At 73.3% G+C, this 20,247-nt stretch carries 1 protein-coding gene; it reads left to right on the plus strand.

The window, feature by feature from the left end:
• Positions 1–8: 8 nt before the first annotated feature.
• A complete protein-coding gene (locus AC07B0_RS07465) occupies positions 9–20,168 on the plus strand; it encodes a type I polyketide synthase (protein WP_478897214.1) in 20,160 nt (6,719 codons plus the stop codon).
• The last annotated feature ends 79 nt before the right edge of the window (positions 20,169–20,247 follow it).

Here is a 20,247-nt window from a genome sequence, read left to right on the forward strand (position 1 = left end):
AGTAAGTGATGACCACCCCGAACGAAAAAGTCGTTGAAGCGCTGCGGGCCTCCCTCAAGGAAACCGAGCGGCTGCGCCGCCGGAACCAGGAGCTCACCGACGCCGCGCGCGAACCGATCGCGATCGTCGGCATGAGCTGCCGCTTCCCCGGCGGAGTCCGCTCACCCGAGGACCTGTGGAAGCTAGTCGAGAGCGGCGGCGACGCCATCTCCGGCTTCCCCGCCGACCGCGGCTGGGACATCGAGTCGCTGTACGACCCCGACCCCGACCACCCCGGAACCACGTACGCCCGCGACGGCGGATTCCTGTACGAGGCACCCGAGTTCGACCCCGCCTTCTTCGGCATCTCCCCGCGCGAAGCCCTCGCCATGGACCCGCAGCAGCGCCTGCTGCTGGAGACCACCTGGGAGGTCTTCGAACGGGCCGGGATCGACCCGGCGACCCTGCGCGGCAGCCGCGCCGGCGTCTTCGTCGGCGCGTCCGCCAACGCCTACGGGGCCGGCTCCTACGACCTGCCCGACGGAGTCGAGGGCCACCTCCTCACCGGCACCGCCTCCAGCGTGGTCTCCGGCCGCCTCGCCTACGTGTTCGGCCTCGAAGGCCCCGCCGCCACCATCGACACGGCCTGCTCGTCCTCGTCCGTCGCCCTGCACATGGCCGTCCAGGCCCTGCGCCAGGGGGAGTGCTCGCTGGCCCTGGCCGCGGGCGTCACGGTCCTCGCCGGCCCGGACGTCTTCGTCGAGTTCAGCCGCCAGCGCGGCCTGTCGGCCGACGGCCGCTGCAAGTCCTTCGCCGAAGCGGCCGACGGCACCGGCTGGTCGGAGGGCGTCGGCGTCCTGCTGGTGGAGCGCCTCTCCGACGCCCGCCGCAACGGCCACCGCGTCCTGGCCGTCGTCCGCGGCTCCGCCGTCAACCAGGACGGCGCCAGCAACGGCCTGACCGCCCCCAACGGACCCGCGCAGCAGCGCGTCATCCGGCAGGCCCTCGAAGGCGCCCGCCTGACCGCCGCCGACGTCGACGCCGTCGAGGCCCACGGCACGGGCACGACCCTGGGCGACCCGATCGAGGCGCAGGCGCTGCTCGCCACGTACGGGCAGGACCGGCCGGCGGACCGGCCGCTGTGGCTGGGCTCCCTCAAGTCGAACATCGGCCACACCCAGAACGCCGCCGGCGTCGCCGGGATCATCAAGATGGTCATGGCGATGCGGCACGGCGTACTGCCCAAGACCCTGCACGTGGACGAGCCCACCACGCACGTCGACTGGTCGGCCGGCGCGGTCTCCCTGCTCACCGAGCAGCGGGCCTGGCCGGAGACCGGGCGCCCGTACCGGGTCGGCGTCTCGGCGTTCGGCGTCAGCGGCACCAACGTCCACACGATCATCGAGCAGGCCCCCGAAACCGACCGGGCACCGGAGCGGCCCGACGGGGCCGCGCGGCCGAACCCGCCGGCCGTGCCGTGGCTCCTGTCGGCGAAGACCCGCGACGCCCTGCGCGAGCAGGCGGAGCGCCTCCTCGCGCACGCCGGGGAACTCCCCGCGCAGAGCCCCGTCGACACCGCCCGCTCGCTGGCCGTCGGCAGGGCCGCGTTCGAGGAGCGTGCGGCGGTGGTGGCCGCGGACCGTGAGGGTCTGCTGGCGGGCCTGACCGCACTGGCGGACGGGGACTCGGCGCCGGGAGTGGTCGAGGGTTCGCCCGTCGGTGGGAAGACGGCTTTCCTGTTCACGGGACAGGGCAGTCAGCGGCTGGGAATGGGCCGTGAACTGTACGACGCCTACCCGGTGTTCGCGGCCGCCCTGGACGCGGTGTGCGAGCGGCTGCAACTGCCCCTGAAAGACGTGCTGTTCGGAGACGATGCCGAGCTTCTGGACCGGACGGAGTATGCGCAGCCCGCGCTGTTCGCCGTCGAGGTGGCGCTGTTCCGGCTGCTCGAATCGTGGGGTGTGCGGCCGGACTTCCTGTCGGGGCATTCGGTCGGTGAGATCGCGGCTGCGCACGTGGCCGGGGTGTTGTCGCTGGAGGACGCGTGCACGTTGGTGGCGGCGCGTGGGCGGCTGATGCAGGCGTTGCCGTCCGGTGGTGTGATGGTGGCGGTGGAGGCGTCGGAGGACGAGGTCCTGCCGCTGCTGACGGACCGGGTGAGTATCGCTGCGGTCAACGGCCCGCGGTCGGTGGTGATCGCGGGTGACGAGGACGCGGTGACCGCGGTCGCGGAGTCCTTCCCCGGCCGCAAGAGCAAGCGGTTGACGGTCAGTCACGCGTTCCATTCGCCGCACATGGACGGAATGCTGGACGATTTCCGCCACGTCGTGGAGGGGTTGTCCTTCGCCGCGCCGGTGATCCCGGTGGTGTCGAACCTGACCGGTGGCCTGGTGTCGGACGAGATGGGTTCGGCGGAGTTCTGGGTCCGGCACGTCCGCGAGGCGGTCCGCTTCCTTGATGGTGTCCGTGTTCTGGAGGCGGCCGGCGTCAGTGCGTTCGTCGAGCTGGGTCCGGACGGGGTACTGTCCGCGCTCGCTCAGGGCTGTGTCGAGCAGAACGGCGCCGTGTTCGTGCCGTTGCTCCGCAAGGGGCGTCCGGAGGCGGAAGCGGTCGTCACCGCCCTCGCACGGGCTCACGTGCACGGTGTCCGCGTCGACTGGCAGGGATTCTTCGCCGGGACCGGCACCCGCCGCGTCGACCTGCCCACCTACCCCTTCCAACGGCAGCGCTACTGGATCGGCCCGGGAGCCCGGACCGGCGACGTGGGCGCGGCGGGACTCGACGAGGCAGCGCACCCCCTGCTCGGCGCGGCCGTCGCCCTCGCCGACTCCGAGGGCTTCCTCTTCACCGGCCTGCTGTCACCCACCACCCACCCCTGGCTCGCCGACCACAAGGTCATGGACAGCATCCTTCTCCCCGGCACGGCCTTCGTGGACCTGGCGGTACGGGCCGGTGACCAGGTCGGCTGCGACCTCGTCGAGGAACTGACGCTCGAAGCACCGCTCGTCCTGCCCGAACGGGGCGGCGTACAGCTACAGATGCACGTGAGCGCACCCGACGCCGACGGTTCGGGCCGGCGCGCCTTCACCCTCTCCTCCCGCCCGAAGGACAGCACGGCCGACGAGCCCTGGACCCGCCACGCCGCCGGCGTACTGACCCACGGACCCGCCGTCCCGGCCGCGCAGCGGTTCACGTCCGGGCAGTGGCCCCCGGCGGGTGCCGAGCCCCTCGCCACCGACAGCCTCTACGCCGACCTCGCCGAAGTCGGCATGGGCTACGGACCGGCGTTCCGCGGCCTCACCGCCGCCTGGCGGCACGGCGACAGCGTGTACGCCGAGGTGGGGCTCCCCGAGGAATTCGCCGCCGCCGCAGGTGACTTCGGCCTCCACCCCGCCCTCCTGGACGCCGCCCTCCACACGCTGGGCCTCGGCGTCCTGGGCGGCACCGAGGGCGAGGGCCGGCTCCCGTTCGCCTGGAGCGGAGTGACCCTCCACGCCGCCGGGGCCGACGCCCTGCGCGTGCACCTGACCCCGAAGGGAACCGGCGGCGTACGCCTGGAGATCGCGGACGCGACGGGCGCGCCCGTCGCGACCGTCGACTCGCTCGTCCTGCGGACCGTGTCCGCCGAACAGGTCCAGGCGGCACGCACCGCCCACCACGAGTCGGTGTTCCGGACCGAGTGGACGGCACTGCCCGCCCCCGCCGGTCCCGGCACGGCGTCCGGCGGCGACCACTGGGCGGTCCTCGGGACGCGGGTTCCGGCCGCCCTCCTCACCGGCACCCCCGGCACCGGCACCGGCACCGGCGTAGGCACGGAGAACATCGCCGTGTACGCCGACCTGGCCGGGCTCGCGGCGGCGGTCGACGCCGGAGCGCCCGTGCCCGACGCCGTGTTCGCGGCCTACGGCCAGGCCGCCACCCCCGAGGACGGCCCGGCCCCGGAACTGTCCGCCGAGGCGGTCCACCGGGCCGCCCACCACGCCCTCGCCCTCGCCAGGACCTGGCTGGGCGAAGCACCCTTCACCGGCGACGACCGCTTCGCCACCACCCGCCTGGTCGTCCTGACCCGCGGCGCCGTCGAGGCCGGCGACACCGGTACGGCCGCCGACACGCTCACCGACCCGGCCCACGCGGCCGTCCGCGGCCTGCTGCGCTCCGCGCAGGCCGAGCACCCCGACCGGCTGCTGCTCCTCGACACCGACGGCGCCGAGGACTCCGTACGCGCCCTGCCCGCCGCCCTCGCCACGGCCGTCGCCGCGGGCGAGCCGCAGCTCGCCGTACGTGCCGGAACCGTCCACGTGCCGCGCCTCACCCGCGTGGCCCGGGACAGCACCGACGCCCCGGCCCCGGCCGGACCGGCGTACGCGCCCGGGTCGACCGTGCTGATCACCGGCGCCGGCGGCCTCCTCGGCGGTCTGATCGCCCGCCGTCTCGTCGCCGAGCACGGCGTACGCCACCTGCTGCTCGTCGGCCGCCGCGGCGGATCCACCCCCGGCGCACAGCGGCTCGAAGCCGAACTCGCCGCCGCGGGAGCCTCGGTGACCTGGGCCGCGTGCGACGTCGCCGACCGTGACGCGCTGGCCGCCGTACTGGACGCGGTACCCGCCGCGCACCCGCTCGGCGCTGTCGTCCACACCGCCGGAGTCCTCGACGACGGCGTGATCACCTCGCTCACCCCCGAACGCCTGTCGGCCGTACTGCGCCCCAAGGCCGACGCGGCCTGCCACCTCCACGAGCTGACCCGGCACCTCGACCTCTCCGCGTTCCTGCTGTTCTCGTCCGTCGGCGGCCTCCTCGGCGGCGCCGGACAGGGCAACTACGCCGCGGCCAACGTGTTCCTCGACGCGCTCGCCCAGCACCGCCGCTCCCTCGGACTCCCCGCCACCTCCCTGGCCTGGACCCTGTGGGCCGACGGCGCGGGCATGGCAGGCAGCCTCACCGACACCGACATCAGCCGCATGACCCGCGGCGGACTGCCCCCGCTCACCTCCGAAGAGGGCCTCGGCCTCTTCGACCTCGTCCACCGCATCGACGAGACCGTCCCCGCCCTGATGCGCGTCGACCTCGCGGGCCTGCGCACGCAGGCCCGGGCCGGCACCCTGTCCCCGCTGCTCCGCGGGCTCGTACGGGTTCCCGCCCGCCGGTCCGCGGGCGGCACGGCCGCCGCTACGGGCGCGTCCGGGCTGCGGCAGCGCCTGGCCGGCCTCCCGGCCGCCGAACAGGACCGCACGCTGCTCGACCTGGTCCGCAAGCAGGTCGCGGCCGCGCTCGGCTACCCGGGCGCCGCCTCCGTCGAACCGGGCCGCTCCTTCAAGGAGCTGGGCTTCGACTCGCTCACCGCCGTCGAACTGCGCAACCTGCTCGGCGACGCCACCGGCCGCCGCCTGCCGGCCACCCTCGTCTTCGACTACCCGACGGCGACCGCCCTGGCCCAGTACCTGCGCCAGGAGATCGTCGGCGACCTCCCGGACGACACCGCCACCGGCACGGACGTGGCGGCGGGCGCCGCCAGCGGACCCGCCGAGGACGACGACCCGATCGCCATCGTCGCGATGAGCTGCCGCTTCCCCGGCGGCATCACCTCCCCCGAAGACCTGTGGCAGCTGCTCGCCGAGGGCCGCGACGGCATCACCGCCTTCCCCGCCGACCGCGGCTGGGACCTCGACACCCTGTACAGCGACGACCCCGACCGCGAGGGCACCAGCTACCTCCGCGAGGGCGGCTTCCTGCACGAAGCGGCCGACTTCGACGCCGCGTTCTTCGGGATCTCCCCGCGCGAAGCCCTCGCCATGGACCCCCAGCAGCGGCTGCTGCTGGAAACGGCCTGGGAGACGTTCGAGCGCGCCGGCATCGACCCGACCACCCTCGGCGGCAGCCGCACCGGCGTGTTCGTCGGCTCCAACGCCCAGGACTACCTCCAGCTGTGGCTGGACGACGCCGACGGCCTCGAAGGCCACCTCGGCACCGGCAACGCGGCCAGCGTCGTCTCCGGCCGCCTCTCCTACACGTTCGGCCTGGAGGGGCCCGCGGTCACCCTCGACACGGCCTGCTCCTCCTCGCTCGTCGCCCTGCACCTCGCCGCCCAGGCCCTGCGCCGGGGGGAATGCGCGATGGCGCTCGCGGGCGCGGTGACCATCATGTCCACGCCCGGCGCGTTCACCGAGTTCAGCCGCCAGCGCGGCCTCGCGGAGAACGGCCGCATCAAGGCCTTCGCCGCGGCCGCCGACGGCACCGTCTGGTCCGAAGGCGTCGGCCTGCTGCTCCTGGAACGGCTGTCCGACGCCCGCCGCAACGGACACCCGGTCCTCGCGGTCGTCCGGGGCACGGCCGTCAACCAGGACGGCGCCAGCAACGGCCTCACCGCCCCCAACGGCCCCTCACAGCAGCGCGTCATCCGCGAAGCCCTCGCCGACGCCGGGCTCAGCGCAGGGGACGTCGACGCCGTGGAGGCGCACGGCACGGGCACCCGGCTCGGGGACCCGATCGAGGCCCAGGCCCTGCTGGCCACGTACGGCCAGGGCCGCCCCGAGGACCGTCCGCTGCTACTCGGCTCCGTCAAGTCGAACATCGGGCACACGCAGGCCGTCGCCGGTGTCGCCGGCGTCGTCAAGATGGTCATGGCGATGCGGCACGGGGTGCTCCCGCAGACCCTGCACGTCGACGAGCCGACCCCCTTCGTGGACTGGTCGGCCGGCGACATCGAGCTCCTGACCGAGCGGCGCCAGTGGCCCGAGACCGGCCGTCCCCGCCGGGCCGGCGTCTCCTCGTTCGGCTACAGCGGCACCAACGCCCACGCCGTCCTCGAACAGGCACCGCAGCACACGGACACCACGCCGCAGGCCCCGTCAGGAGCTGGTCTCCCGGTGCTGCCGTGGCTCGTCTCCGGCCGCACCGAGGCCGCCCTGCGGGCCCAGGCGGACCGACTGCGCCCGACCGCGGCCGACGCGGTGGCCGTACCCGGAGGGCGCGGAGCACTCGACCTCGGCCACACCCTCGCCACCCACCGCGCCGCCCTCGAACACCGCGCGGTGGTGATCGGTGAACCGACGGACGGCGAAACCCTCGTCGCCCGCCTGGCGGCCCTCGCCGCCGGAGAGCGGGTACCGGGGCTGCTCCAGGGCACGGTGACCGCGGGCGGGCTCGCCTTCCTCTTCACCGGCCAGGGCAGCCAGCGCCTGGGCGCGGGGCGCGAACTGTACGCCGCGTACCCGGTGTTCGCGGATGCCCTGGACGCGGTCTGCGAACGCTTCCAGGGCCTCGAACTGCCGCTGAAGGAGGTGCTGTTCGGTGCGGACGCCGGTCTGCTGGACCGGACGGAGTACGCGCAGCCCGCGCTGTTCGCCGTGGAGGTGGCCCTGTTCCGACTCCTCGAATCGTGGGGTGTGCGGCCGGACTTCCTGTCGGGGCATTCGATCGGTGAGATCGTCGCCGCGCACGTGGCCGGGGTGTTCTCGCTGGACGACGCGTGCACGCTGGTCGCGGCGCGCGGCCGGCTGATGCAGGCGCTGCCGTCCGGTGGCGCGATGATCGCGGTGCAGGCTTCGGAAGACGAGGTCCTGCCGCTGCTGACCGACCGGGTGAGTATCGCCGCCGCCAACGGACCGCTGTCGGTCGTGATCGCCGGTGACGAGGACGCTGCGGCCGCGATCGCCACGACCTTCGAGGCGCAGGGCCGCAAGACCAAGCGGCTGACCGTCAGCCACGCCTTCCACTCCCCGCACATGGACGGCATGCTCGACGACTTCCGCCGGGTGGTGGAAGGCCTGTCCTTCGCCGCGCCGCGCATCCAGGTCGTCTCGAACCTCACCGGCACCGCCGTCACCGACGAGATGGGTTCGGCGGAGTTCTGGGTCCGGCACGTCCGGGAAACGGTCCGCTTCCTGGACGGTGTGCGCGCCCTGGAGACGGCCGGTGTGACCACGTTCGTGGAACTGGGCCCGGACGGGGTGCTGTCCGCACTGGCCCAGGACTGCGTGTCGGGTGACGTGGATGCCGCGTTCGTACCGGTGCTGCGTGCCGGGCGCGGGGAGGCGGAGACGGTCGTCACCGCCCTGGCCCTCGCCCACGTACGCGGTGTGGAAGTGAACTGGCCCGCTCTCTACGCCGGTTCGGGTGCCCGCCGGGTGGAACTGCCGACGTACGCCTTCCAGCGGCAGCGCTACTGGCCGGAGACGATCCGGTCGGACGGCAGCCCCGTAGCCGCCCCGGCGGCCGACGTGGCGGACGCCCGGTTCTGGGAAGCGGTGGAGCGCGGCGACCTCACGTCCCTGGCGACCGAACTGGAGGTGGCCGACGACGCCCGCTTCAGCGAGCTCGTCCCCGCCCTGTCGGCATGGCGTCGGCAGAGCCAGGAGCAATCGGAGGTCGACGGCTGGCGCTACCGGGTGTCGTGGAAGCCGCTCACGGATGTCACTTCCTCCGGTGCGCGACTGTCCGGGGCGTGGCTGGTCGTGTCCCCGGCCGGGGTGGACGACGTGGCCGTTGTGGACGCCCTGGCCGGCTGTGGTGCCGGGGTTCGACGGGTGGTGGTCGAGCCAGGTACGGATCGTGCCGGGCTGGCCGAGCTGTTGGTGGCTGCTGGTTCGGTGGCGGGTGTGGTGTCTCTGCTGGCCTTGGACGAGGCCGCTGGGGTTGTGGCGACGGCTGGTTTGGTGCAGGCGTTGGGTGATGCCGGGGTGGAGGTGCCGTTGTGGTGCCTGACGCGTGGCGCGGTGAGCGTGGGCCGGTCCGATCGTCTGGTGTCTGCGGTGCAGGCTCAGGTGTGGGGGCTGGGTCGGGTTGCGGCTCTGGAGGCTCCCGGCCGGTGGGGTGGTCTGGTCGATCTGCCCGAGGTGTGGGACGAGCGGGCCATGGGCCGTCTGGTTGGGGTCCTGGCCGGTGGTTCTGGTGAGGATCAGGTCGCGGTTCGTTCCTCCGGTGTGTTCGGGCGTCGTCTGGTCCGTGCGGCCGGGGCCTCCGGCTCCTGGGTGCCGTCCGGGACCGTGCTGGTGACCGGTGGTACGGGTGCGCTGGGCAGCCGGGTCGCCCGTTGGCTGGCCGGGGCGGGCGCCGAGCGTCTGGTGCTGACCAGCCGCCGGGGCTCGGAGGCTCCTGGTGCCGCCGAGCTGGTCGCGGAGCTGACCGGGCAGGGTGTGGACGTGTCGGTCGCCGCTTGCGATGTCTCCGACCGGGATGCCCTGCGGACGCTGCTTGCCGCCGAAGCCACCGGGCTCACGGCGGTCGTGCACACGGCCGGTGTACTGGACGACGGAATCCTCGACGCCCTGACACCCGAACGCTTTGAGAGCGTGCTCCGCGCCAAGGCGACCTCCGCCCTGCACCTGCACGAGCTCACGGCCGAACTCGGCATCGAACTCTCCGCGTTCGTACTGTTCTCCTCGGTGAGCGGCACGATCGGCGCGGCCGGACAGGCCAACTACGCCGCCGCCAACGCCTACCTGGACGCCCTGGCCGAGCAGCGGCGTGCCGTCGGGCTGGCCGCGACCTCCCTCGCGTGGGGTCCGTGGGCCGAAGGCGGCATGGCCGCCGACGAGGCACTGGACGCCCGCATGCGCCGGGGCGGCGTACCGCCCATGAACGCCGAGCTCGCCATCACGGCCCTCCGCCAGGCCATCGGCTCGTACGAAGCGGCCCTGACCATCGCGGACTTCGACTGGGCGAGGTTCGTCCCCGGGTTCACGGCGGTCCGCACCGGAAAACTCCTCACCGAACTGCCGGAGGCCGAGGCCGCCACCCGCGGTGCGGAGCCCGCGGGCGACCGTACCGACCGGGCCGGCTCGTCACTCGTCGCCCACCTGCGGGGCCTCTCCGCCGGCGACCGCGACCCGTTCCTCCTCGACCTCGTGCGCACGCACGTCGCCGAAGTCCTGGGGCACTCCGGCGCCCGGGACATCGAGGCGGGACGCGCTTTCCGCGAGATCGGCTTCGATTCGCTGACCGCGGTCGAACTCCGAAACCGGCTCGGCGCCGCCACGGAGCTGCGCCTCCCGGCCACGCTCGTCTACGACTACCCGACACCGGCCGCGCTCGCGGCCCACCTGAATTCGGAACTCCTCGGCACACAGCTCGCGGTGACCGGCTCGGCCACCACGACGGCGGCGGAGGACGACGACCCGATCGTGATCGTCGCGATGAGCTGCCGCTTCCCCGGCGGAGTCCGTACCCCGGAAGACCTCTGGCAGCTCCTTGCCTCGGGCGCCGACGCGATCTCGGACCTCCCCCTGGACCGCGGCTGGGACCTCGACGCCCTGTACGACGCCGACCCGGGCGCGCAGGGCACCTCGTACGCCCGCGAAGGCGGCTTCGTCTACGACGCCGCCGACTTCGACGCGGACTTCTTCGGGATCTCGCCGCGCGAGGCCCTCGCCATGGATCCGCAGCAGCGGCTGCTGCTGGAAACCTCGTGGGAGGCGTTCGAGCGGGCCGGGATCGACCCGGCGACGCTGCGCGGCAGCCAGGCCGGTGTCTTCGTCGGAACCAACGGCCAGGACTACCTCTCCGTGCTCCTGGAGGAACCGGCAGGCCTCGAAGGACACTTGGGGACGGGTAACGCCGCCAGCGTCGTGTCCGGCCGGCTGTCCTACGTGTTCGGACTCGAAGGCCCGGCGGTCACCATTGACACCGCCTGCTCGTCTTCACTGGTAGCCCTGCACTGGGCGGTCCAGGCGCTCCGCAACGGCGAGTGCTCGATCGCCCTGGCAGGCGGCGTCACCGTCATGTCGACGCCCGGCACGTTCATCGAATTCAGCCGCCAGCGCGGGCTGGCGGAGGACGGCCGCATCAAGGCGTTCGCCGCGGGTGCCGACGGTACGGGCTGGGGTGAGGGTGTCGGCATGCTGCTCGTGGAGCGGCTGTCGGACGCCCGCCGCAACGGGCACCCGGTCCTGGCGGTGGTACGGGGTTCGGCGGTCAACCAGGACGGTGCGAGCAACGGACTCACCGCCCCCAACGGGCCCTCGCAGCAACGCGTGATCCGAGCCGCCCTCGCGAGCGCCGGGCTGTCGGCCGCCGACGTCGACGCGGTCGAAGCACACGGCACGGGCACCACCCTCGGCGACCCGATCGAGGCGCAGGCGCTGCTGGCGACGTACGGCCAGGACCGGTCGGCCGATCAGCCGCTGCTGCTGGGTTCGATCAAGTCGAACATCGGTCACACCCAGGCCGCGGCCGGTGTCGCCGGCGTGATCAAGATGGTGCTGGCCATGCAGCACGGAGTCCTGCCGCAGAGCCTCCACATCGACGAGCCCTCGCCGCGCGTGGAGTGGGAGGCGGGCGAGATCACCCTGCTGACCGAGCAGCGGGAATGGCCCGTAACGGGCCGCCCGCGCCGCGCGGGTGTCTCCTCGTTCGGGTTCAGCGGCACCAACGCCCACACGATCATCGAGCAGGCCCCCGAGCCGGCGGAGGCCGGCCGGGACGACTCCGGATCCGTGGATCCGGGCCCCCTCGACCTGCCCCTGCCCGTCGTGATCTCGGCGAAGAGCGACGCCGGGCTCCGGGCCCAGGCCGCCGGCCTGCGCGCACGGCTCCTCGCGGACCCCGAACTCCGACCGTCTGACGTCGGAAGGACCCTGGCGACCGGCCGTTCCACGTTCGAGGAGCGTGCGGCGGTGGTGGCCGCGGACCGTGAGGGTCTGCTGGCGGGCCTGGCCGCGCTGGCGGACGGCGACTCGGCGCCGGGAGTGGTCGAGGGTTCGCCCGTCGGTGGGAAGACGGCTTTCCTGTTCACGGGGCAGGGGAGTCAGCGGCTGGGGATGGGGCGCGAACTGTACGACGCCTACCCGCTGTTCGCCGACGCGCTGGACGCCGTCTGCGCCCGACTCGACCTCGAAATGCCGCTGAAGGACGTCCTGTTCGGATCGGACGCGGCTCTGCTCGACGAGACGCGGTTCACCCAGCCGGCCCTGTTCGCCGTCGAGGTGGCGTTGTACCGGCTCCTGGAGGGCTGGGGTGTGCGGCCGGACTTCCTGTCCGGGCACTCGATCGGCGAGATCGCCGCCGCGCATGTCGGCGGGGTACTGACCCTGGACGATGCGTGCACGCTCGTCGCTGCCCGCGGTCGGCTCATGCAGGAGCTGCCGGCGGGCGGTGTGATGGTCGCGGTGGAGGCTTCGGAGGACGAGGTCCTGCCGTTGCTGACCGACCGGGTGAGCATTGCCGCGATCAACGGACCGCGGTCGGTGGTGATCGCCGGTGACGAGGACGCGGTGACCGCGGTCGCGGAAGCGTTCGCGGACCGCAAGAGCAAGCGGCTGACCGTGAGCCACGCGTTCCATTCGCCGCACATGGACGGGATGCTGGACGGTTTCCGTCAGGTGGTGGAGGGGCTGTCCTTCGCGGCCCCGCGGATTCCGGTCGTGTCGAACCTGACCGGTGCGCTCGTCTCCGACGAGATGGGCTCGGCGGACTTCTGGGTCCGCCACGTCCGCGAAACGGTCCGCTTCCTGGACGGTGTGCGGGCCCTGGAGGCCGCTGGAGTGACGACGTACGTCGAACTCGGCCCCGACGGCGTCCTCTCGGCGCTCGGCCAGGCATGCGGCGGCGAAGGAGCGGCCGCATTCGTGCCCGCCATCCGGAAGGGCCGCGCCGAGACCGAAACGGTCATGGCCGCGCTGGCCCAGAGTCATGTCCGCGGGATCTCCGTCGACTGGCAGTCGCTCTACGGAACGGGCCCTGTACGCGTCGACCTGCCCACGTACCCCTTCCAGCGCCGGCGCTACTGGCCGGAAGCGGTGCTCGCCCGACGCGGCGGGGACCCGGCCGTGCAGCCGGAGGCCGACGGCTGGCGCTACCGGGTGTCGTGGAAGCCGTTGACGGACGCGGTCGCGGTCGCGTCCGGTGTGCGGTTGTCGGGGGAGTGGCTGCTCGTGGTCCCCGCCGCCGGTGTGGATGACACGGCTGTGGTGGATGCGCTGACGGGCCGTGGTGCCGAGGTTCGACGGGTGGTGGTCGAGCCGGGTACGGATCGTGCCGGGCTGGCCGAGCTGTTGGTGGCTGCTGGTTCGGTGGCGGGTGTGGCGTCTCTGCTGGCCTTGGACGAGGCTGCTGGGGTTGTGGCGTCGGCTGGTCTGGTGCAGGCGTTGGGTGATGCCGGGGTGGAGGCGCCGTTGTGGTGCCTGACCCGTGGTGCGGTGAGCGTGGGCCGGTCCGACCGTCTGATATCTGCGGTGCAGGCTCAGGTGTGGGGGCTGGGCCGGGTGGTGGCTCTGGAGGCTCCCGCACGTTGGGGTGGTCTGGTCGATCTGCCCGAGGTGTGGGATGAGCGGGCCATGGGCCGTCTGGTCGGGGTCCTGTCCGGCGGTTCTGGTGAGGACCAGGTCGCGGTCCGTTCCTCCGGGGTCTTTGGGCGTCGTCTGGTCCGGGCTGCCGGCGGTTCCGGCTCCTGGGCGCCGTCGGGGACCGTGCTGGTGACCGGTGGTACGGGTGCCCTCGGTGGGCGGGTCGCGCGTTGGCTGGCCGGAGCGGGCGCCGAGCGTCTGGTGCTGACCAGCCGCCGGGGCCCGGAGGCTCCCGGTGCTGCCGAGCTGGTCGCGGAACTGTCGGAGCTCGGCGTGGAAGTGTCGGTCGTCGCCTGCGACGCCGCCGACCGTGATGCCCTGCGGACGCTGCTCGCGGCCGAAGCCACCGGGCTCACGGCGGTCGTGCACACGGCTGGCGTGCTGGACGACGGCGTCCTCGACGCGCTGACACCGGAGCGGTTCGAGAGCGTGCTGCGGGCGAAGGCGACGTCCGCCCTCAACCTGCACGAGCTGACCGTCGAGCTGGGCATCGAGCTCTCCGCGTTCGTGCTCTTCTCGTCCGTCACCGGCACGTGGGGCACGGCCGGACAGGCCAACTATGCAGCCGCCAATGCTTACTTGGACGCCCTGGCCGAGCAGCGGCGTGCCGCCGGACTGGCCGCGACCTCCCTCGCATGGGGTCCCTGGGCCGAAGGCGGCATGGCCGCCGACGAGGCGATGGACGCCCGCATGCGCAAGGGCGGCGTACCGCCCATGGCCGCGGAGCCGGCGATCGCCGCCCTCCATCGGGCCCTCGGAGCGGACGACACCGTCGTCACCGTCGTGGACGTGGACTGGAACCGGTTCGCCCCCACCTTCACGGCCGTGCGCCCCAGCAGCCTCTTCGCCGAACTTCCCGAGGCCCGGAGCGCGCTCACCGCACACGCGGACGACGAGGGCCGGGCCGACGGGCCCTCCGACGGCCGCCGCTCCCTGGCCCAGCGGCTGGCGTGCCTCTCCGCCGCCGAACGGGACCGGCTGCTGCTCGACCTCGTGCGCAAGGAGGTCGCCGCGGTCCTCGGCCACACCGGAGCGGAGAGCGTCGGCGCGGGAAGGGCGTTCAAGGAGCTCGGCTTCGACTCGCTCACGGCGATCGAGCTGCGCAACCGTCTCGGTGCCGCCACCGGGCTGAGCCTTCCGGCGACACTGATCTACGACTACCCGACGTCCGCCGACCTGGCGGACCACCTGAGGGGCGAACTGCTCGGCACGGAAACCGCGGATGCCACCGCCGCCCCGGCGGCGGCCAGGACGGCCGACGACGATCCGATCGCGATCGTCGCGATGAGCTGCCGCTTCCCCGGCGGAGTCCGTACCCCCGAGGACCTCTGGCAGCTGCTGGCCACCGGTGGCGACGCCATCGGTGAGTTCCCGGCCGACCGCGGCTGGGACGCCGAGGAGCTGTTCGGACCGCAGTCCGAGCAGGACACCTCGTACGCCCGCGAAGGCGGCTTCCTGTACGACGTCGCGGACTTCGACGCCGGCTTCTTCGGGATCTCACCGCGTGAGGCCCTGGCCATGGACCCGCAGCAGCGGCTCCTTCTCGAAACGTCCTGGGAGGCGTTCGAGCGGGCCGGCATCGACCCCTCGTCGCTGCGCGGCAGCCAGGCCGGCGTCTTCGTCGGCACCAACGGCCAGGACTACCTCTCGCTCGTACTGAACTCCGCCGACGGCGGCGACGGCTTCATGAGCACCGGAAACTCCGCGAGCGTCGTCTCGGGCCGGCTCTCGTACGTCTTCGGGCTCGAAGGTCCGGCGGTCACGGTCGACACCGCCTGCTCGGCGTCGCTCGTGGCCCTGCACCTCGCGGTGCAGGCGCTCCGCAACGGCGAGTGCTCGATCGCCCTGGCAGGTGGCGTCACCGTGATGTCGACGCCGGGTGCGTTCGTCGAGTTCAGCCGTCAGGGCGGGCTCGCCGCGGACGGCCGCATCAAGGCGTTCGCCGCGGGTGCCGACGGTACGGGCTGGGGTGAGGGGGTCGGCATGCTGCTCGTGGAGCGGCTGTCGGACGCCCGTCGCAACGGGCATCCGGTGCTGGCGGTGGTGCGTGGTTCTGCGGTCAACCAGGACGGTGCGAGCAATGGTCTGACGGCTCCGAACGGTCCGTCGCAGCAGCGGGTCATCCGGGCTGCTCTCGCGAGTGCCGGGCTGTCGGCCGCCGAGGTGGACGCGGTGGAGGCGCACGGTACGGGTACCCGGCTAGGGGACCCGATCGAGGCGCAGGCGCTGTTGGCGACGTACGGGCAGGAGCGTTCCGCGGACCAGCCGCTGCTGCTGGGTTCGGTCAAGTCGAACATCGGGCACACGCAGGCCGCGGCCGGTGTGGCCGGTGTGATCAAGATGGTCATGGCGATGCGCCACGGAGTGCTGCCGCAGACCCTGCACGTGGACGAGCCGACCCCGCACGTGGACTGGACGGCGGGCGACATCACCCTCCTGACGGAGGCCACGGTATGGCCGGAGACCGGCCGGCCGCGCCGGGCAGGCATCTCCTCGTTCGGTGTGAGCGGCACGAACGCGCACACCATCCTGGAGCAGGCACCGGTGGCGCGGCAGGCGACGGCACCCGACGCCGAGCAGCCGCAGGACGGCGACCTCGGCGCGTGGCCGTGGATCCTCTCGGGCAGGACGGAAGCCGCCCTGCGTGACCAGGCGGCCCGACTCCTCGCACACCTCGACGGACAAGAAGACGGAGAAGAAGACGGAGACGACGGTCTGCGGCCGGTGGATGTCGGCCACTCCCTCGCGACCGGTCGTGCGGTACTCGACCACCGGGCCGTGATCGTCGCCGGTGAGCGGACTGAGTACCGCGAGGCTCTGGCCGCATTGGCGGCGGGTGAATCCACAGCCCGTCTCACCCAGGGCGTCGCGAGCGGGGAACCGCAGGTGGCGTTCCTGTTCACCGGCCAGGGGAGCCAGCGGCCGGGCATGGGGCGCGAACTGTACGACGCGTTCCCGGTGTTCGCGCGGGCACTGGACGCCGTGGGCGAGAGCTTCGAACTTCCGCTGAAGGAGGTGCTGTTCGGCGCGGACGCCGGTCTGCTGGACCGGACGGAGTATGCGCAGCCCGCGCTGTTCGCCGTCGAGGTGGCGCTGTTCCGGCTGCTCGAATCGTGGGGTGTGCGGCCGGACTTCCTGTCGGGGCATTCGATCGGTGAGGTCGCGGCCGCGCATGTGGCCGGGGTGTTCTCGTTGGAGGATGCGTGCACGCTGGTGGCGGCGCGTGGTCGGCTGATGCAGGCGTTGCCGTCCGGTGGGGTGATGGTTGCGGTGGAGGCGTCGGAGGACGAGGTCCTGCCGCTGCTGACGGACCGGGTGAGCGTCGCTGCGGTCAACGGCCCGCGTTCGGTGGTCGTCGCGGGTGACGAGGACGCGGTGACCGCGGTCGCGGAGTCCTTCCCCGGCCGCAAGACGAAGCGGCTGTCGGTCAGTCACGCGTTCCATTCGCCGCACATGGACGGGATGCTGGCCGACTTCCGGAAGGTGGCCGAGGGGCTCGCCTACGGGGCCCCGCGGATTCCGGTCGTGTCGAACCTGACCGGTGCGCTCGTCTCCGACGAGATGGGCTCGGCGGACTTCTGGGTCCGGCACGTCCGCGAGGCGGTCCGCTTCCTCGACGGGATCCGGGCCCTGGAGGCCGCCGGGGTGACGAGGTACGTGGAACTCGGCCCCGACGGGGTCCTGTCCGCGCTCGCGCAGGACTGCGTCACCGGGGAAGGTGCCGCTTTCGTGCCCCTGCTCCGCAAGGGCCGTCCGGAGGCCGAGGTGCTGATCGCCGCGCTCGGCAGGGCGCACACGCAGGGCGTCGGCGTCGACTGGGCCGCGTACTTCGCCGGTACCGGCGCCCGGCGGGTCGACCTGCCGACGTACGCCTTCCAGCACGAGCGCTACTGGGTCGACTCCTTCGCCGCAGTCGAGGACGCCGCTTCGCTCGGCATCGAGGCCGCCGGTCACCCCCTGCTGGGTGCCGCGGTCGAACTCCCGGACACCGGAGGACTCCTCTTCACGGGCCGGATCTCCCGTCGTACGCACCCGTGGCTGACGGACCACGTCGTGGCCGACTCCGTGGTCGTGCCCGGTGCGGTCTTCGTCGAACTGGCCCTACGGGCCGGGGACGAGGTCGGCTGCGCGACGGTGGACGAGCTGACCCTGGAGGCTCCGCTCGTGCTCCCCGAGGAAGGGGCGGTACAGCTCCGCGTCACCGTGGGCGGAGCCGACGCCGGACGCCGGACCGTACAGGTGCACAGCCGTCCGGAGGCTGCCGAAGCGGATGCGCCGAACGGCGGATCCTGGTCCCGGCACGCCACCGGCTTCCTCACCGGAGCCGAAGCCGAAGCCGAAGCCGCCTCCGACTCCGAAGCCGCCTCCGACTCCGTCGCCGAAGCCATCGGCGCCGGCGCCACCCCCTGGCCGCCCGCCGGAGCCGAAGAGGTCTCCGTCGAGGAGGTCCGCGACCGGCTCATGGCCGCGGGCCTCTACCACGGTCCGGCCCTGCGGACCCTGACGCGGGTCTGGGTCCGTGGCGAGGAGGTGTTCGCCCAGGCCCTCCTGTCCGACGAACTGCGCACCGCACGGGCGAACGGATACGCCCTCCACCCGGCCCTGCTGGACGCCGCGGTGCAGGCGCTGGCGGCGGCGGGCGGCAACGGCCGCGCCGCCGGGCGGGAAGCCCTCGCGTGGCGCCGCGTACGGCTGCACGCGGTCGGGGCTGACGCGCTGCGGCTGCGGATCACCGCCGACGGAGCGGACACCGTGTCCGTCGAACTGGCCGACGGGCAGGGCGCGCCCGTCGCGTCCGTCGCGTCCCTGGTGACGAGGGAGTGGGACACCGAGAAGTTCTCGGTGGCTCCTGAGGGGGTGCACGACTCGCTGTTCCGGCTCGACTGGGTGCGCACCGCGGTCCCGGCCCGGCCGGATGCCGCGAACCTCGTCGTCATCGGCGGAGCCACCGACGGCCATGCGCTCCTCACGGCGGCCCTGGGCCGCGCGGGAGTCCCGGTCACGGCGTACGACGACCTCGCGGCGCTGGACGCGGCCGTCACGGCCGGCCGGCAGCCGGTACCGGACACCGTGGTCGTGCCGTTCATGGCGGCCACGGGTACCACCACCGCGTACGGGGCCACTCGCCTCGCGCAGGAAACCCGCGAGGTGACGCACCGGGCGCTCGCGACCGTGCAGAGCTGGCTGGACGACGGCCGCTTCGCCGGTGCGCGCCTCGCCGTCGTCACCCGGGGCGCGGTGGCGGCCCACACGGACACCGAGCCGGCCGACCTCGTCCACACCCCCGTGTGGGGTCTGGTGCGGTCCGCGCAGACGGAGAACCCCGACCGGTTCGTCCTCGTCGACCTCGACGACACCGACGCCTCCGGACGGGCCCTCCCGCGCGCCCTCGCGTCCGCCGAACCCGAACTGGCCGTACGCGCAGGGGCGCTGTACGCACCCCGACTCGCGAGGGCGGCCGTCGCCGCGCCGGTGGCGGGCGCTGACACGAAGAGCCGGATCGACACGCGCGGAACGGTCCTGGTCACGGGGGCGGGCGGCGGCCTCGCCGGCCTCCTCACCCGTCACCTGGTCGCCGAACACGGCGTACGGCACCTGCTGCTCACCGGCCGCAGGGGAGCCGACACGGACACGGCAGCCGAACTCACGGCGCAGTTGGTCGCGTTGGGCGCCGAGGTCACCTGGGCGGCCTGTGACGTCGCCGACCGGGACGCGCTGGCCGCGGTCCTGGAGTCCGTGCCCGCCGACCGCCCGCTGACGGCGGTCGTCCACACCGCGGCCGTGCTCGACGACGGTGTCGTGGACCTGCTCACCCCCGAGCGCGTCGACCGCGTGATGCGGCCCAAGGTCGAAGGGGCGCTCCATCTGCACGAGTTGACGCGTCACCTGGACCTGTCGGCGTTCGTCCTGTTCTCCGCCGCCGCCGGTGCCCTCGGTGGCGCCGGCCAGGCCAACTACGCGGCGGCGAACGTCTTCCTCGACGCACTCGCCCGGCACCGGCGGGCCGCGGGTCTCACCGCACTCTCCCTGGTGTGGGGCATGTGGGGCGAGGAACGCGGAATGGCGGGCCGGCTCACCGGGGCGGAGCGGGAACGCGCCGCGCGCGGCGGGGTCGCCCCCCTGTCGGCGGCGGACGGCCTGGCGCTGTTCGACCTGGCCCTCGCGGCGGAGGACGAGCCGGTCCTGCTGCCCGTCGCCGTCGACCTGCCGACCCTGCGGGCGCGGGCCGCGGACGGCGGACTCCTGCCCGTGTTCCGCGGACTGGTGCGCACGTCGGCGCAGCAGGGGCGGCGGACGGCGGCCACGGCGTCCGGCGCCGACCGCCCGGAGGACACGGCCACGGCCGGGCCCACCGGGGCGGGTCGGGTGACGCTGGCGCAGCGGCTCGCCGAACTGTCGGCCGCGGAGCGCGAGCGGACCGTACTGGACCTGGTGCGGGGCGAGGTGGCCGCCGTACTCGGCTACAAGTCGGCCGAACACATCGGTGAGGAGCAGGCGTTCAAGGAGCTGGGCTTCGACTCGCTGACCGCGGTCGAACTGCGCAACCGGCTCGGCGCGGCCGCCGGACTCCGACTGCCGGCCACGCTGGTCTACGACTACCCGACCCCGGCCGCCCTCGCCCGGCACCTGCTGAGCGAGGTGGCCCCGGACGGCGCCGCGGACCGCAAGCTGTCCGTACTGGAGGAACTCGACCGCCTCGAAAGCAGCTTCTCCTCGCTGGACCCGGCGGAGCTGTCCGCCGCGGCCGGCGACGACGCGGCGCACGCACGCGTCGCGGTGCGCCTCCAGACGCTGCTGGCCCAGTGGAACGAGGTCCGACAGCCGGACGGGGAAACCGCCGCCGACGAGATCGAGGACGCGAGCGACGACGAACTGTTCGCGCTCATCGACAAGAAGTTCGGCCAGGGCTGAACCCCACCCCCTAGGACCGCGAACCCCTAGGCCCCAAGGACCGTACCGCCGGAACCCGTTTCCGGCGGTACGGACCCCT

This window comes from Streptomyces sp. NPDC044704, assembly GCF_056433525.1.